Source organism: Marisediminicola senii (genome assembly GCF_011057645.1).
Taxonomy (GTDB): Bacteria; Actinomycetota; Actinomycetes; order Actinomycetales; family Microbacteriaceae; genus Marisediminicola; species Marisediminicola senii.
The window spans coordinates 41867-54020 of sequence record NZ_JAALGE010000016.1 but is presented as its reverse complement, the minus strand read 5'-3'; the positions used below and the strand labels follow the sequence as shown (position 1 = coordinate 54020).

At 68.8% G+C, this 12154-nt stretch carries 16 protein-coding genes; 8 read left to right on the top strand and 8 right to left on the bottom strand.

Annotation, left to right across the window (positions count from 1 at the left end; all coding sequences use genetic code 11):
• Positions 1–63 precede the first annotated feature (63 nt).
• Genes G5S38_RS07540 through G5S38_RS07520 form a run of 5 tightly spaced genes read right to left on the bottom strand, consistent with a single transcriptional unit; the run spans position 64 to position 2246 of the window.
• On the bottom strand, positions 64–666 hold the full coding sequence (locus tag G5S38_RS07540) for an Asp23/Gls24 family envelope stress response protein (RefSeq protein ID WP_165066725.1): 603 nt from the start codon (positions 664–666) through the stop codon (positions 64–66).
• Entirely contained in the window at positions 663–1244 is a 582-nt protein-coding gene (locus G5S38_RS07535) for an Asp23/Gls24 family envelope stress response protein (protein WP_165066722.1), read from the bottom strand. The genes G5S38_RS07540 and G5S38_RS07535 overlap by 4 nt, the downstream gene beginning before the upstream one ends.
• Entirely contained in the window at positions 1241–1618 is a 378-nt protein-coding gene (locus tag G5S38_RS07530) for a hypothetical protein (protein ID WP_165066719.1), read from the bottom strand. The genes G5S38_RS07535 and G5S38_RS07530 overlap by 4 nt, the downstream gene beginning before the upstream one ends.
• Positions 1615–1806 (bottom strand): DUF2273 domain-containing protein, encoded by a 192-nt coding sequence (locus G5S38_RS07525; protein ID WP_165066716.1) that lies wholly within the window; start codon positions 1804–1806, stop codon positions 1615–1617. Before G5S38_RS07525 ends, G5S38_RS07530 begins: the two co-directional genes overlap by 4 nt.
• Positions 1803–2246 carry an Asp23/Gls24 family envelope stress response protein gene (locus G5S38_RS07520; RefSeq protein WP_165066713.1) on the bottom strand — a complete coding sequence of 148 codons (444 nt, stop codon included), beginning with the start codon at positions 2244–2246 and terminating at the stop codon, positions 1803–1805. Before G5S38_RS07520 ends, G5S38_RS07525 begins: the two co-directional genes overlap by 4 nt.
• Before the next feature lie 126 nt (positions 2247–2372).
• On the opposite strand from G5S38_RS07520, the gene G5S38_RS07515 reads away from it, so the two are divergent.
• The 5 genes from G5S38_RS07515 to G5S38_RS07495 are packed head-to-tail and all read left to right on the top strand — an operon-like array spanning position 2373 to position 5420.
• Positions 2373–2948: an RNA polymerase sigma factor gene (locus tag G5S38_RS07515; protein ID WP_165066709.1), complete on the top strand. Its 576-nt coding sequence runs from the start codon at positions 2373–2375 to the stop codon at positions 2946–2948.
• Positions 2945–3559, top strand: coding sequence for an Asp23/Gls24 family envelope stress response protein (locus G5S38_RS07510; protein WP_165066706.1), 615 nt, complete (start codon positions 2945–2947; stop codon positions 3557–3559). The genes G5S38_RS07515 and G5S38_RS07510 overlap by 4 nt, the downstream gene beginning before the upstream one ends.
• The gene (locus G5S38_RS07505) at positions 3556–3888 is read left to right on the top strand and encodes a hypothetical protein (RefSeq protein WP_165066703.1); all 333 of its coding nucleotides are present in this window, start codon (positions 3556–3558) and stop codon (positions 3886–3888) included. The genes G5S38_RS07510 and G5S38_RS07505 overlap by 4 nt, the downstream gene beginning before the upstream one ends.
• 4 nt (positions 3889–3892) lie before the next feature.
• Positions 3893–4321, top strand: coding sequence for an HIT family protein (locus G5S38_RS07500; RefSeq protein ID WP_165066700.1), 429 nt, complete (start codon positions 3893–3895; stop codon positions 4319–4321).
• A gap of 49 nt (positions 4322–4370) precedes the next feature.
• Positions 4371–5420 (top strand): lipoate--protein ligase family protein, encoded by a 1050-nt coding sequence (locus G5S38_RS07495; protein ID WP_165066697.1) that lies wholly within the window; start codon positions 4371–4373, stop codon positions 5418–5420.
• 80 nt (positions 5421–5500) lie between these two features.
• On the opposite strand, the gene G5S38_RS07490 is transcribed toward G5S38_RS07495, so the two are convergent.
• Positions 5501–6376, bottom strand: a complete 876-nt coding sequence (locus G5S38_RS07490; protein ID WP_165066694.1) for a bacteriorhodopsin-like — start codon at positions 6374–6376, stop codon at positions 5501–5503.
• Between the two features lie 219 nt (positions 6377–6595).
• Positions 6596–6886 carry a GNAT family N-acetyltransferase gene (locus G5S38_RS07485; RefSeq protein ID WP_165066691.1) on the bottom strand — a complete coding sequence of 97 codons (291 nt, stop codon included), beginning with the start codon at positions 6884–6886 and terminating at the stop codon, positions 6596–6598.
• A gap of 54 nt (positions 6887–6940) precedes the next feature.
• On the opposite strand from G5S38_RS07485, the gene G5S38_RS07480 reads away from it, so the two are divergent.
• The 3 genes from G5S38_RS07480 (at position 6941) to arfA (ending at position 11034) form a co-directional block, all read left to right on the top strand.
• Positions 6941–7792: a DNA-methyltransferase gene (locus G5S38_RS07480; protein WP_165066688.1), complete on the top strand. Its 852-nt coding sequence runs from the start codon at positions 6941–6943 to the stop codon at positions 7790–7792.
• A 70-nt stretch (positions 7793–7862) separates the two neighbouring features.
• Positions 7863–9455 carry an FAD-dependent monooxygenase gene (locus tag G5S38_RS07475; protein ID WP_165066685.1) on the top strand — a complete coding sequence of 531 codons (1593 nt, stop codon included), beginning with the start codon at positions 7863–7865 and terminating at the stop codon, positions 9453–9455.
• A 67-nt stretch (positions 9456–9522) separates the two neighbouring features.
• Positions 9523–11034 carry an arabinosylfuranosidase ArfA gene (gene arfA / locus G5S38_RS07470; protein WP_328796441.1) on the top strand — a complete coding sequence of 504 codons (1512 nt, stop codon included), beginning with the start codon at positions 9523–9525 and terminating at the stop codon, positions 11032–11034.
• A gap of 92 nt (positions 11035–11126) precedes the next feature.
• On the opposite strand, the gene G5S38_RS07465 is transcribed toward arfA, so the two are convergent.
• Complete coding sequence (locus G5S38_RS07465) at positions 11127–12149, bottom strand: LacI family DNA-binding transcriptional regulator (RefSeq protein WP_165066679.1); 1023 nt, start codon at positions 12147–12149, stop codon at positions 11127–11129.
• Positions 12150–12154 lie beyond the last annotated feature (5 nt).

The window sequence follows — 12154 nt, the reverse complement described above, 5'->3', positions numbered from 1 at the left end:
GCGCCACCCCGCCGCCTGACACTGGGCCGGGCGGCGGGGCGGCGGGGCGGCGGGCCGATTGCGCTACACCCGTGCGGCAGCCTTCGTGCGCGCCCTGAACCCGCCGCTGATATGCACCAGCGCGGGAATCTCCGCGCCGAGCAGCGCGTCGAGGTTGTGGAGCACCTCGTCGACCATCGTGGTGACCTCGCGGGGCGAGACCCCGCGACGGGCGGTGACCGACACCTTGAGCATCGGCGTTCCGCGCACCGAGTAGGTCGACACGCGTGTCGACAGCAGCTCTGGACGGTTCTCCAGGGCTTCCTGTACGGCGTCCTCGGCCACCTTGGTGTCGATGGTGGTCGTTCCGTGGTCGGTGGGGTCGTCGGTCAGCAGGGTGCCGGTGTGGCCGTGGCCCTGCCGCAGCATGAAGACGATGGCCGCCACGACGGCCAGAACCAGCGCGGCGATGATGCCGACCCAGATCCAGCTGTTGCCGGTGTCGACCATCGGCGTCGCGCGGAACCAGCCCGTCACGGTGTCGAAGACGCCGGGGGCGGTGTCGCCCCACGCCGACCTCACGTCGGGCAGCAGCGCCACCGCGATCGCGCCGGCACCGAGTGCCATCAGCACGATGCCGGTGACGATGACCACGGTGCGGTTGAGTGCACGGTTGGTGTTGTTCATGCGCCCACCTTTCCTGACTCTCCGACGATGACCTGCGAGCGGAGCGTGCCGCGCAGCGCGAGCGCCTCGAGGCGACGGCGAACCGCGTCCTCGACGGCGGACTTGTCCGCGGGAATGCCCGATGCCGGGGTAAGCCGCACGACAGCACGGCTCCTCGACACCGACACGTCGACGTTGTCCGGGTCGACGCCGCCCGCGAAGGCCGCGTGGCGCGCCAGGTCTGACGCGACGACCTCGTAATCGACCACGGTCACGCTGCGGTCGGAATCGATGAGGTGCTTGGGGCGGCGCCCCGGACGGATGCCGTGGATCACCAGCGCGAGGCCGATGAGCGTCACGACTGCGCCCGCTGCGGCGACGATCGGTGCCGGGTACTCGTCGAGGGCGATGGTGGATGCCGCGGCATCCGTCATCGTCGTGAGCAGGGGCGGCTGGCCGATGAGGTCCAGCACGATCTCCGTCACCACGTAGGCCGCCGCGAGCGAGAGCACCACGGCGATCGTGATCGCGGCACCGGACCGGGGAGAGTGCGTTTCGCGACGGCTCACCCGCCGGTATGCCGACTGTGCGCCGCTCACGAGACGCGGTTCTCTGGTCGGATATCCGCGGCTTTCAGCCGAACGGCGACCCGCGCGATGCGGTAGCCGGTTAAGTCGCTGACGCGACCGCGAATCTGCTCCTGTGCGCGGGCGGACCTCTCGAGGAGGGTCCCGCCCGAGCGACCGACCAGTTCGGGGTTGCGCTGGATACTACGCAACGGCACCACGCGCACGGGCGTCGCCACCGAGAGCACGAGCTCCCCGCGGTGATCCGTGAGCGCGACGTCGACCTTCGACGCATCCACTCCGAGAGCGTCTGCGGCGACCGCGGACACGACGCGGTTGAGGGCGCGCGAGGCGATCCTGGTGCGACCGCGATCCGCGGTGTCGGGAGTGGATGGGGTCATGGTCATGAGGAGGATCGCTTCCCTCGTACGGCGTCGACGACTCCGGCAAGGTCGAGCTTGCCCTCGATGATGCGACCGACGCCCGCACCGATCGCCATCGCGACGGCGACGAACACGAATGCCCAGAAGCCGAACACGATCCAGGTCAGTGCGAGAAGCGCTCCGGCGACCATGCCGGTTCTGGTGGCGCTCACTGTACGCGGGCTTCTGCCTGCTCAGCGGCGTCATCGGTGGGAAGGTGCACGTCGTTGATGGTCACGTTGACCTCGGTGACCTCCATGCCGACGAGGGTCTCGACGGCGCTGATGACCGACGCGCGAACCTTGGCGGCGACATCCTGCAGCGCGATCGGATACTCGGCGACGATGGTCACGTCGACGGCGACCTGGGTCTCGCCGACCTCGACGCTGATGCCCTGCGCCATGTCCTTGCTGTTGATGGCGTCGCGGATCGCGCCGATGGCGCGGGCCGCGCCGCCACCGAGGGCGAACACGCCGGGAACCTCGCGCGCCGCGATGCCGACGATCTTCGCAACGACGGCGTCGTTGATGACGGTCTTGCCGTCGGCGGTCTGCGTGGTGCCGGGAAGCGTGGTGCCGGTGACGGAAGCCGGGGAGGCGGAAGTGTTCGCCATGGGATTTCTCCTTGATTGGGTGGGTGACCGCTCGAGGATTGGAGCGGTGCGACTGTGGTAGTCATGAATAGGTCGTAGGGTGATGCCGATTCGTCACGATATTGGCGAAAGAAAGTGGGAAACCGGGTGAAGGCGCCGTCGGAGCGGAGGGGGTCGTACTCCCTCGACGACGCCGATGACCGCACCCTCGCCGGGCGTGCCGCCGACGGTGACGTTCGCGCGTTCGAGGTGCTGGTGCGGCGTTACGGTCCCATGATGCGGGCATACGCGACCCGCATCCTCGGCTCGTCGACCGACAGCGACGACATCGTGCAGGAGGCGTTCATCGCCGCCTGGAAGCGTTTGCCCACCCTCGACGACGGCAGCGTGGTCAAGAGCTGGCTGATGCGCATCGTCAGCCACAAGAGCATCGACTTGATCAGGGCGAACCGCACCCACGACGACATCGACGACCACGAGCCAGAGGCGCCGGACGAGGCGTCCCCCGAGCAGCGCGCGGTCGCGAAATCCCGCGAGGAAGCTCTGTCGGCGGTGCTCGCGACCCTGCCGGCCGCGCAGCGGCAGTGCTGGGTGCTTCACGAGATTGGCCGGTACAGTTACGACGACATCGCCAGGGAGCTGGACCTCCCGACTTCGACGGTGCGGGGGCTGCTCGCGAGGGCACGCAAGAAACTCATCCTGGAGATGGAGGACTGGCGATGACCGACTCAGGTGACCTCGACGCCCTCTTCGACGGAAAGAGCCTCGACGGCCACTCGATCGACGAGCTGAGCGACTATCTCGACCGTGGCCGCACGCCGGCCGATCCCGCCATCGACTCGTCGCCCGGCTGCCAGATCGCGCTCGCCGGCCTCGCCAGGCTGCGGGCCATGTCGGAGACCCTGGTCGAGACGGATGCCGCGGCCGAGCCTGCCCGCGACGACAGCTGGGTGTCTGGCATCCTCGACAACATCGAGCTCGAGGCACACGCCGGTCGCGACATCCCGATCCAGCACTCCGCTCCCGCCGCGCGCCTCGTCATCACCGAGGGTGCGGTGCGCGGACTCATCCGCGCTGCCGGCGACTCGGTGGGCGGCATCCTGATCGGCCGCTGCCGGCTCGACGGCGACGTCACCGTGCCAGGCGAGGCTATCGGGGTGCGCATCGACGCGTCGGTGTTCTTCGGGGAGCGCATTCCCGAGATCGTCGCCCGCGTTCGCGAAGCGATCTACACCGAGCTGCTGCGCCACACCGAGCTCAACTTCACCTCGATCGACGTGACCATCCACGACGTGCACCATGTGCGGTCATCACCGGAAGAGGTCGCGGAATGAGCGTCGACACGGGCACCATGTCGCACGACCTGACCGCGCTGGTGCAGGCCGTGCCCGGGGTGACGAAGGTGTACTCCTCGGCCCCGCTGGTGCTCAGCCTGCTCAATCGCACCACCGACCTGGTACTGCGCAAGGAGCCGACGATCGACGTCGTGGCGGTCACCGAGTCCGCCGAGGGGCTCCGGATCGCGGTCAGCATCGCGGTCGACGACCGCACGTCGGCGAGCGAGGCCTGCCGCCTCGTGCACGATGCGATCGCCGGGTACCTCGAACTCGAGAACGCCGGCCGGCTGGCCGAGATCGCGGTCCGAGTGGGCAGCGTTGGCTGAGTCCATGCCCTCGGTCTTCACGCGCATCATGCGCGGCGAGTTGCCCGGCCGGTTCATCTGGCAGGACGACACCGCCGTGGCGTTCCTGACCATCGAACCGCGCTCACCGGGGCACACCCTCGTGGTTCCCCGGCAGGAGGTCGACCGCTGGCTCGACGTCGGCGAGAAGACCATGGCGCACCTGATGTCGATCGCGCACAAGGTCGGCGAGGCGCAGCGCGACGAGTGGCAGAGCGACCGGGCGGGGCTCATGATCGAGGGCTACATGGTGCCGCACCTGCACATCCACGTCTGGCCGTCGTGGTCGCCACGCGAATTCCACCCGTCCGGCATCGACCGGGCCGCCGGCTCGCTCGAACTGGATGCCGCGGCCATCCGCCTCCGCGCACGCATGCGGGCTCACGGGCACGGCGCGTTCGTCCCCGCCGACTGACCACGACGGCTCACCACCTCCACCCCCCACCGCCGACGAAAGGCTCCCCATGCACGGCGAATACAAGATCCCGGGCGGCAAGCTCGTGGTCGTCGACCTCGACGTGGTCGGCGGCAAGATCGCGAACTTCCGGCTCGCCGGCGACTTCTTCCTCGAGCCCGATTCCGCCCTCGAGGTCATCAACGCCGCAGTGAACGGGCTGCCCGAGACCAGCGACGCGCAGCGCATCGCGCGCGCCATCCGCAAGGCACTGCCCGACGACACGCTCATGCTCGGCATCACGCCGGAGGGTGTCGCCGTGGCGATCCGCCGCTCGCTCGCGCACGCCACGAGCTGGCGGGACTACGACTGGCAGCTCATCCACGGCACCGCATACCCGCCGGTGCTGCAGATGGCGCTCGACCAGGTGCTCGCCGAGGAGGTCGGTGCCGGCCGACGGGTGCCCACCCTCCGCATCTGGGAATGGGATGCCCCGGCCGTCGTCATCGGCAGCTTCCAGTCGGTGCGCAACGAGGTCGACACCGAGCGCGCGAAGCAGTTCGGGTTCGACGTCGTGCGCAGGGTCAGCGGCGGCGGCGCGATGTTCATGGAGGCCGGCACGGTCATCACCTACTCGATCTACGCGCCGTCCGACCTCGTGCAGGGCATGACCTTCGCCGACTCCTACGCCTTCCTCGACGAGTGGGTCATCGTGGCCCTCAAGTCGCTCGGGATCGACGCGTCGTACCAGCCGCTCAACGACATCACGAGCCCCACCGGCAAGATCGGCGGTGCCGCGCAGAAACGCCTGGGCACCGGGGCCGTGCTGCACCACGTCACCATGAGCTACGACATGGACGGCGAGAAGATGGTGCAGGTGCTGCGCATCGGCCGCGAGAAGATGAGCGACAAGGGCACCAAGAGTGCGGCGAAGCGGGTCGACCCGCTGCGCAGCCAGACCGGGCTCAGCCGGGCCGACATCATCGCCCAGATGGAGAAGACCTTCACCGGGCTGTACGGCGCGGTCGAGGGTGACGTCACCCCGGAGGAACTCGCTCGGGCCGAGCAGCTCGTGGTCGAGAAGTTCGGCACCGACGAGTGGCTGCAGCGGGTTCCGTAGCGCCGCGTTCTCGAGCGAAAAGACGAATGGATGCCGCGGCGTCGCGCCGCGGCATCCATTCGTCTTCTTACACTGGCGGGCTACCGCCGACGCTGCGCGGGTGCCTTGCGCGATGCCGTGGGAGCACTGCTGTGACCCGACGTGTCGGTGGTAGTGAGCTCGTCGTGAGACATCTCGATCGCCGCGAAGGTGTCGTCGTCGGCGAACGATTTCATGCGTGCCACCTGGAAGATGATCAGCGCGTAGACGGCCTTGGCGACGATATCGGCGACCGAGTAGCCGATCTGCATGCCGACCCAGGCATTGGCTCCGTCGACGTTGAGCAGGGGCAGGAGGTAGGCGATCGGGTACACGCCCCAGGCGAGCAGCAGCAGGAACCGCAGGTTTCCGAGGGTCTTGCGCACGTTCGCAGGCTGGGTGTCGAGCGTCTTGGTCAGCTGCACGAACAGCACGAACAGGATGTAGAGGAACGGGATCGTCGACAGTGCACCGAACAGGCCGCGAATTGCGTTGTCGTCGCTGATCTCACCGGGGTAGCCGAGGATGATCATGAGCGCCGACGCGGGGATCAGGCGCATCAGGAGTCCGGACTGCACCTTGCGCGAGAGGGCCATGACGGCGATCAATTCGACAAGCAGCAGTGGAACGGTGAGAAGCCAGTCGACGTAGCGGTAGCCCTCATTGAACGAGGCGCCGACGGCCTGAACGTACGGTCCTGCGCCGCCCGCCGCGTCGGAGACGAATGCCTCCGTGAACGAGTCGAAGATACGGAAGTAGTGGTAGGCGGCGATGCCACAGACGACAGCGGCGACCGTGATCGCCTGCCGGTAGCGCGGAAGTATTCGGGGTAACGCGATGATCAGGAACAACGCGGTGAACAGCTGCGAGGCGATCACCAGTGAGAGGAAGTTGTAGACGGTGTCGTACTGGCCCTGGGTCAGTTCTTCGGGAATCATTTTCGCGCTCCATTGACGGCGTCATGTGTGGTGTCGGTGACGCGACAGGAGGCCTGTGGAGCAAGCGTTGGGGCATCCCCGACTCGGTACAGATAAAGCGTAGGACCGCTCACCTGTACCCCGCCTTGGGACTACCTGTGAAGCAGGTAACGGCAGTTGGGGGTGTTCCACGGCGCGATCTACGGGCGTTTCGAGGGTGCGCCCGACGGGGCGCCTGCTCTAGAGGCCACGTTGCTCGAGTTCGCTGTATTCAGGGTGCCTGTCGAGCCATGACCGTACGAACGGGCACGCCGCGACGACGCGGTACCCGGTGTCGGCCTTGATCTGGTCGAGCACGCCTTGCACCATCTCGGCGCCGAGCCCCCGGCCGCGGAGCCGCGGGTCGACCTCGGTGTGCGTGAGGTAGATGGCGTCACCGGTGATCCGGTAGTCGGTGAGCCCGACCTGCTCGCCATCCCGGTTCAGCACGTAGCGATTCTGCGATTCGAGGTGCTGCACATCGGTGGACATCGCTCCAGCGTACGGACGGCAATCGGCGTCGGCAACGGCACGAGACAATGGAGCATGCCGTCAGAGTGGAGCCCATCGTCGCCGAACCTGGTCGTGCACGGCGACAACCTCGAGGTGGTCGCCCAGCTGCCGGGTGGCGCCTTCCGCCTGGTCTACCTCGATCCGCCGTTCAACACCGGCCGCAGCCAGCGGCGGCAGTCCACCACCAGCGTGCGCAGCGTCACCGGCCCGATCCGCGGGTTCAAGGGCCAGCAGTACGAGCGCATCCGGGGTGACCTGATGAGCTACGACGACGACTTCGAGGACTATTGGAGCTTTCTCGAGCCGCGGCTCGCCGAGGCGTGGCGGCTGCTCGCCGACGACGGCACGCTCTACCTGCACCTCGACTACCGGGAGGCGCACTACGCCAAGGTGCTGCTCGACGCCCTGTTCGGCCGCGAATGCTTTCTCAACGAGATCATCTGGGCCTACGACTACGGGGCCAAGTCGAAGAGCAAGTGGCCGGCCAAGCACGACACGATCCTCGTCTACGTGAAGGATCCCGCCCGCTACCACTTCGACTCGACCGCGGTGGATCGCGAGCCGTACATGGCGCCCGGCCTCGTGACGCCCGAGCAGGTCGAACGCGGAAAGCTGCCGACCGACGTCTGGTGGCACACCATCGTGAGCCCCACCGGCAGGGAGAAGACCGGATACCCGACCCAGAAGCCCAAGGGCATCCTGCGGCGGATGATCCAGGCCTCCACGCGCGAGGGCGACTGGGTGCTCGACTTCTTCGCCGGAAGCGGCACCACGGGCGCGGCGGCAGCGGAACTCGGCCGCCGTTTCGTGCTGGTCGACGAGAGCGCCGATGCCATCGCCGTGATCCGCGCGCGGCTCGAGCTGGCGAGGGTCGAGATTCGCTGACCCGGTCGCGCCCCGCGCGGCTCCGGCGGGTCTAGGCTCGGCGCCATCGCGGGAGTGGAGGTGTCGGGCCATGGCCACGGAGAACCTGCCACCCACCGACCTGCAGGCCGAGGTTCTGGTCGTCGGGGCCGGACCCACCGGGTTGATGCTCGCCACCTGGCTGCGCCGACTCGGGGTCGACGTCATCGTCGTCGACCGCAAGGGCGGGCCGACGCGCGAATCGCGGGCGCTCGTGCTGCAGGCACGCTCACTCGAGCTCTACGACCAGCTCGGCATCGTCGCCGCCGTGCGCGCGGCGAGTGTCCGCGTTCGGCAGGTCGCGCCAGGGTGGGAACGCCGCGTGCTCGCCGCCGTGCACATCGGTCGGCCGGGTGCCGCGGTCACGCCATACCCCGGGCTGCACGTGCTCGAGCAGAGCGAGAACGAGCGCATCCTCTACGAGACCCTACGTTCGCACGGCGGGGAGGTGCTCTGGCAGCACGCGCTCGAGGGGCTCGAGGTGCACCACGGCGAGGCGGCGGGGACGTCGGCGAGCACGGTCGCGTCGGCGCGGCGACCCGGGGCGGCCGGGGGCGACGCGATCACGATCGGGGCGCGGTTCGTGGTGGGGGCAGACGGCAGTGGCTCCGCGGTGCGGCGGCTCAGCGGCATCCACTTCGACGGGTCGAGCAGCAGCCAGGTCTTCTTCGTGTGCGACGCGACTGCAGTGCGGGGGCTCGTCGAGGGGGCGGTGAACCTGCGGCTCGGCCGGCGTCGCTTTCTCCTGGCATTCCCGATGGGGTCGCGGGGCGACGCCCGACTGCTCGGGCTATCCGGTATGCCGACGGATGCGCCGGCCGGGGACGTGGAGGCCGCCGTGCGCCGGGGCGTGGGGACGACGTTCGGCGTGGAGTGGGGCGGATCGCGGTGGTTCTCGCAGTACCGGGTACACCATCGCGTCGCCGCATCGTTCCGCCGGGGGCCAGTGCTGCTCGCGGGTGACGCCGCGCACGTGCACTCCCCGGTCGGTGCGCAGGGCATGAACACCGGACTGCAGGATGCCCACAACCTGGCGATGAAGCTCGCCGAGGTGGTACGGGGCACGGCGACCGAGTCGTCGCTCGACGCGTACGAGCGGGAACGCCGGCCGGTCGCCGAGCGCCTCATCGGCACGACCGACCGCGCGTTCGGGCTGATCACGTCGCCCCGGCTGCTGCCCCGCCTCGCCCGCATGGCCATTGCGGTAGTCGTGCCGGTGGTTGCGGGTATCGTTCCGCGCACACCAGCGGGCACCAGGGCATTCGAGTACCTCGGGCAGCTGCGCATCCACTACGCGATGCCGGGGGAGGGTGTTGGGCGGTCCGGCGACCGGCGTCGGCGCCGTCGTCGGCGTGACCCGATCGTCGGGCGCAGGCTGCGCTGGACGGGCGCGAATTTTGCGGCGCTGCGCAGCGCGACCTGGCAGGTGCACACCTACGGGTCCGAAACTCTTGCGAAGACGGCCCGAAACACGGCCGCATCGCTGGGGCTCGACGCGCACGGCTATCCCGCTCACCGCCCATTCGACGACGACACGCTGTACCTGGTGCGGCCCGACGGGTTCGTCGCGGCACGGGCCCGGATGGATGCCGCTGACGAGGTGTTTCGACGCAGTCTGCTCGCGCACCGCGGCATCCGAAATTGACCGCGACTCCGCAACACGACACGATGTAACAGTTCGCTACATCGTCGTAAACGAAGGAACCGCTCGCGTGACTATCACCGCCACCATCACCGTCGACCCTGCTGCCGTCGTCGCCCCGATCGACCGTCGCATCTTCGGCTCGTTCGTCGAGCACCTCGGCCGGTGCGTCTACGACGGTATCTACGAACCGGGGCACCCCACGGCGAACGCCGACGGCTTTCGCCTCGACGTCGTCGATCTGGTGAAGGAACTGGGGTCGTCGACGATCCGCTACCCCGGTGGAAACTTCGTCTCCGGCTACCGCTGGGAAGACGGCGTCGGCCCGCGCGAGACGCGCCCGGTGCGCCGCGACCTCGCCTGGCACTCGCTCGAGAGCAACCAGGTCGGCCTCGACGAATTCGCACGCTGGTGCAAGCTCACCGGCTCCGAGCTGATGATGGCGGTCAACCTCGGCACCCGGGGCATCGATGCTGCCCTCGACATCCTCGAATACGCCAATCACCCCTCTGGCACCGCGCTCAGCGACCAGCGCATCGCGAACGGAAGCCCCGAACCCCACGACATCCGCATGTGGTGCCTCGGCGACGAGATGGACGGCCCGTGGCAGACCGGGTACATGACGGCGGAGGACTACGGCAAGCTCGCCGCGCGCACCGCGCAGGCGATGAAGGCCGCCGACCGCACGCTCGAGCTGGTCGTCTGCGGGTCGTCCGGCTCGAACATGCCCACCTTCGGCGACTGGGAGCGCACCGTGCTCGAGCACGGCTACGAGCACGTCGACTACATCTCGTGCCACGCCTACTACCAGGAGCGAAAGGGCGACCTGGGGTCGTTCCTCGCCTCGTCGCACGACATGCAGTACTTCATCGAGACCGTCGTCGCGACCGCCGACCACGTGAAGCACAAGCTGCACAGCGACAAGACGATGAAGCTCTCGTTCGACGAGTGGAACATCTGGTACCTCGACGAGCACCAGGCCTCGCAGGAGGTCAACGACGACTGGGTGTTCGCGCCCCGCCAGCTCGAAGACGTCTACTCGGTCGCCGACGCCGTGGTGCTGGGCAACCTGCTCATCACCCTGCTCAAGAACCACGACCGCGTCGCGTCGGCGTCGCTCGCTCAGCTGGTCAACGTGATCGCCCCGATCATGACCGAGCCCGGCGGCGACGCCTGGCGCCAGACCACGTTCTTTCCGTTCTCGGTGACCTCGCGCCTCGCGCGCGGCGAGGTACTGCGCCCGCGCATCGACGTGCCGAGCTACGACACCGCGGTCTACGGCGCCGCACCCCTCGTCGATGCGGTTGCGACCGTCGACCGGGATGCCGCCACCGGCGCGCTCTTCCTGGTCAACCGCCACCTCACCGAGGCGATCGAGGTCACCGTCAGCGTCGCGGGTCTCGGGCTCACCTCGATCACCGAGGCCGTCACCCTGCACGACGACGACAACTACGCCAAGAACACCATGGCCGACCAGGAGCGCGTGGGCCTCAGGGACCTCGACTCGGTGGGCATCGACGGCGACACCGTCACCGTCACGCTGCCTCCCGTGTCGTGGTCGGCGATCGCGCTGGGCACGTAGCGGCGCTCGACGCGCGGAAGGCAGCACGGCGCAGCGCTGCAGGCAGCACGGCACAGCGCTGCTACGAATCGCACTGGCCGGGTGCGCGGCTCTCAGGCTGAGTCGCGCACCACGAGCCGCGTCGGCAGGATGCGTTCGTGCTCCACCTGCTCGCCCCGCAGCAGGGCGATCAGCATCTTCGCCATCGTCTCGCCGGCCAGGGCGGACGGCTGGTGCACGGTGGTGAGCTGGATGCTTCCCGATGTCGCGGCGCGGCTGTCGTCGAAGCCGACCACGGCCACCTCGTGGGGAATGCCGATGCCCCGGTCGCGCAGCACCGACATCGCGCCAGACGCCATCAGGTCGCTGGCGGCGAACACCCCGTCGATCGACGGGTCGGCGGCGAGCAACTGACGCATCGCGGTCGCCCCGCCGGCCTGCGAGAAGTCGCCGTGCACGATGAGGTCGGTGGTGAGCGACGCCCGCTGCAGGGCGCGCCGCCACCCGGTGGTGCGGTCGATGCCGGGGGGCATGTCTTCGGGGCCGGCGATGATCGCGATGCGCCGTCGGCCCAGCGAGATCAGGTGGTCGGTCGCGGCTTCGGCTCCCGCGGCGTTGTCGACGTCGACGAAGTAGCTCGGCGGGTCGGTGGGCGCCAGCGGACGCCCGTTGAACACGACGGGCAACGATGCCCCGAGCCGGGTGAGCGAGGTGTCACTGGAGTGGTGCGACACCACCAGTGCGCCGTCGACGTTGCCGCCGAGCAGGTACCGGATGGAGTTCGCCGACGGTCCCGAGGCACTCGCGAGCTGCAGCACCAGCACGTACTCGCTGTCGTCGAGCGCGGTGGTGATGCCGCGCACGATCTCGGCGAAGTAGGGGTCGCCGAAGAACCGGGTGGTCTCCTCTGGCACGACCAGCGCGATGGCCATGCTGCGCCGCCGAGCGAGCGAGCGGGCAGCGCGGTTGGGAATGTAGCCCAGGCTCTCGATGGCGGCATTGACGGATGCCACGACGTCGGGCTTCACCTGGGCGCCGCCGTTCACGACCCTCGACACCGTGGAGCGGGAGACACCGGCGGCCGCGGCCACGGCCTCGAGGGTGGGCGCGGCCCGCCGGGCCTGGTCGATCGTCATTGGTG

Coding starts and splice junctions, on each gene's coding strand:
- G5S38_RS07475 (WP_165066685.1), top strand. CDS start 7,863: ATGGCCACGGAGAACCTGCCACCCACCGACCTGCAGGCCGAGGTTCTG.
- G5S38_RS07465 (WP_165066679.1), bottom strand. CDS start 12,149: ATGACGATCGACCAGGCCCGGCGGGCCGCGCCCACCCTCGAGGCCGTG.
- G5S38_RS07495 (WP_165066697.1), top strand. CDS start 4,371: ATGCACGGCGAATACAAGATCCCGGGCGGCAAGCTCGTGGTCGTCGAC.
- G5S38_RS07540 (WP_165066725.1), bottom strand. CDS start 666: ATGAACAACACCAACCGTGCACTCAACCGCACCGTGGTCATCGTCACC.
- G5S38_RS07510 (WP_165066706.1), top strand. CDS start 2,945: ATGACCGACTCAGGTGACCTCGACGCCCTCTTCGACGGAAAGAGCCTC.
- G5S38_RS07490 (WP_165066694.1), bottom strand. CDS start 6,376: ATGATTCCCGAAGAACTGACCCAGGGCCAGTACGACACCGTCTACAAC.
- G5S38_RS07485 (WP_165066691.1), bottom strand. CDS start 6,886: ATGTCCACCGATGTGCAGCACCTCGAATCGCAGAATCGCTACGTGCTG.
- G5S38_RS07480 (WP_165066688.1), top strand. CDS start 6,941: ATGCCGTCAGAGTGGAGCCCATCGTCGCCGAACCTGGTCGTGCACGGC.
- G5S38_RS07500 (WP_165066700.1), top strand. CDS start 3,893: ATGCCCTCGGTCTTCACGCGCATCATGCGCGGCGAGTTGCCCGGCCGG.
- G5S38_RS07505 (WP_165066703.1), top strand. CDS start 3,556: ATGAGCGTCGACACGGGCACCATGTCGCACGACCTGACCGCGCTGGTG.
- G5S38_RS07520 (WP_165066713.1), bottom strand. CDS start 2,246: ATGGCGAACACTTCCGCCTCCCCGGCTTCCGTCACCGGCACCACGCTT.
- G5S38_RS07530 (WP_165066719.1), bottom strand. CDS start 1,618: ATGACCATGACCCCATCCACTCCCGACACCGCGGATCGCGGTCGCACC.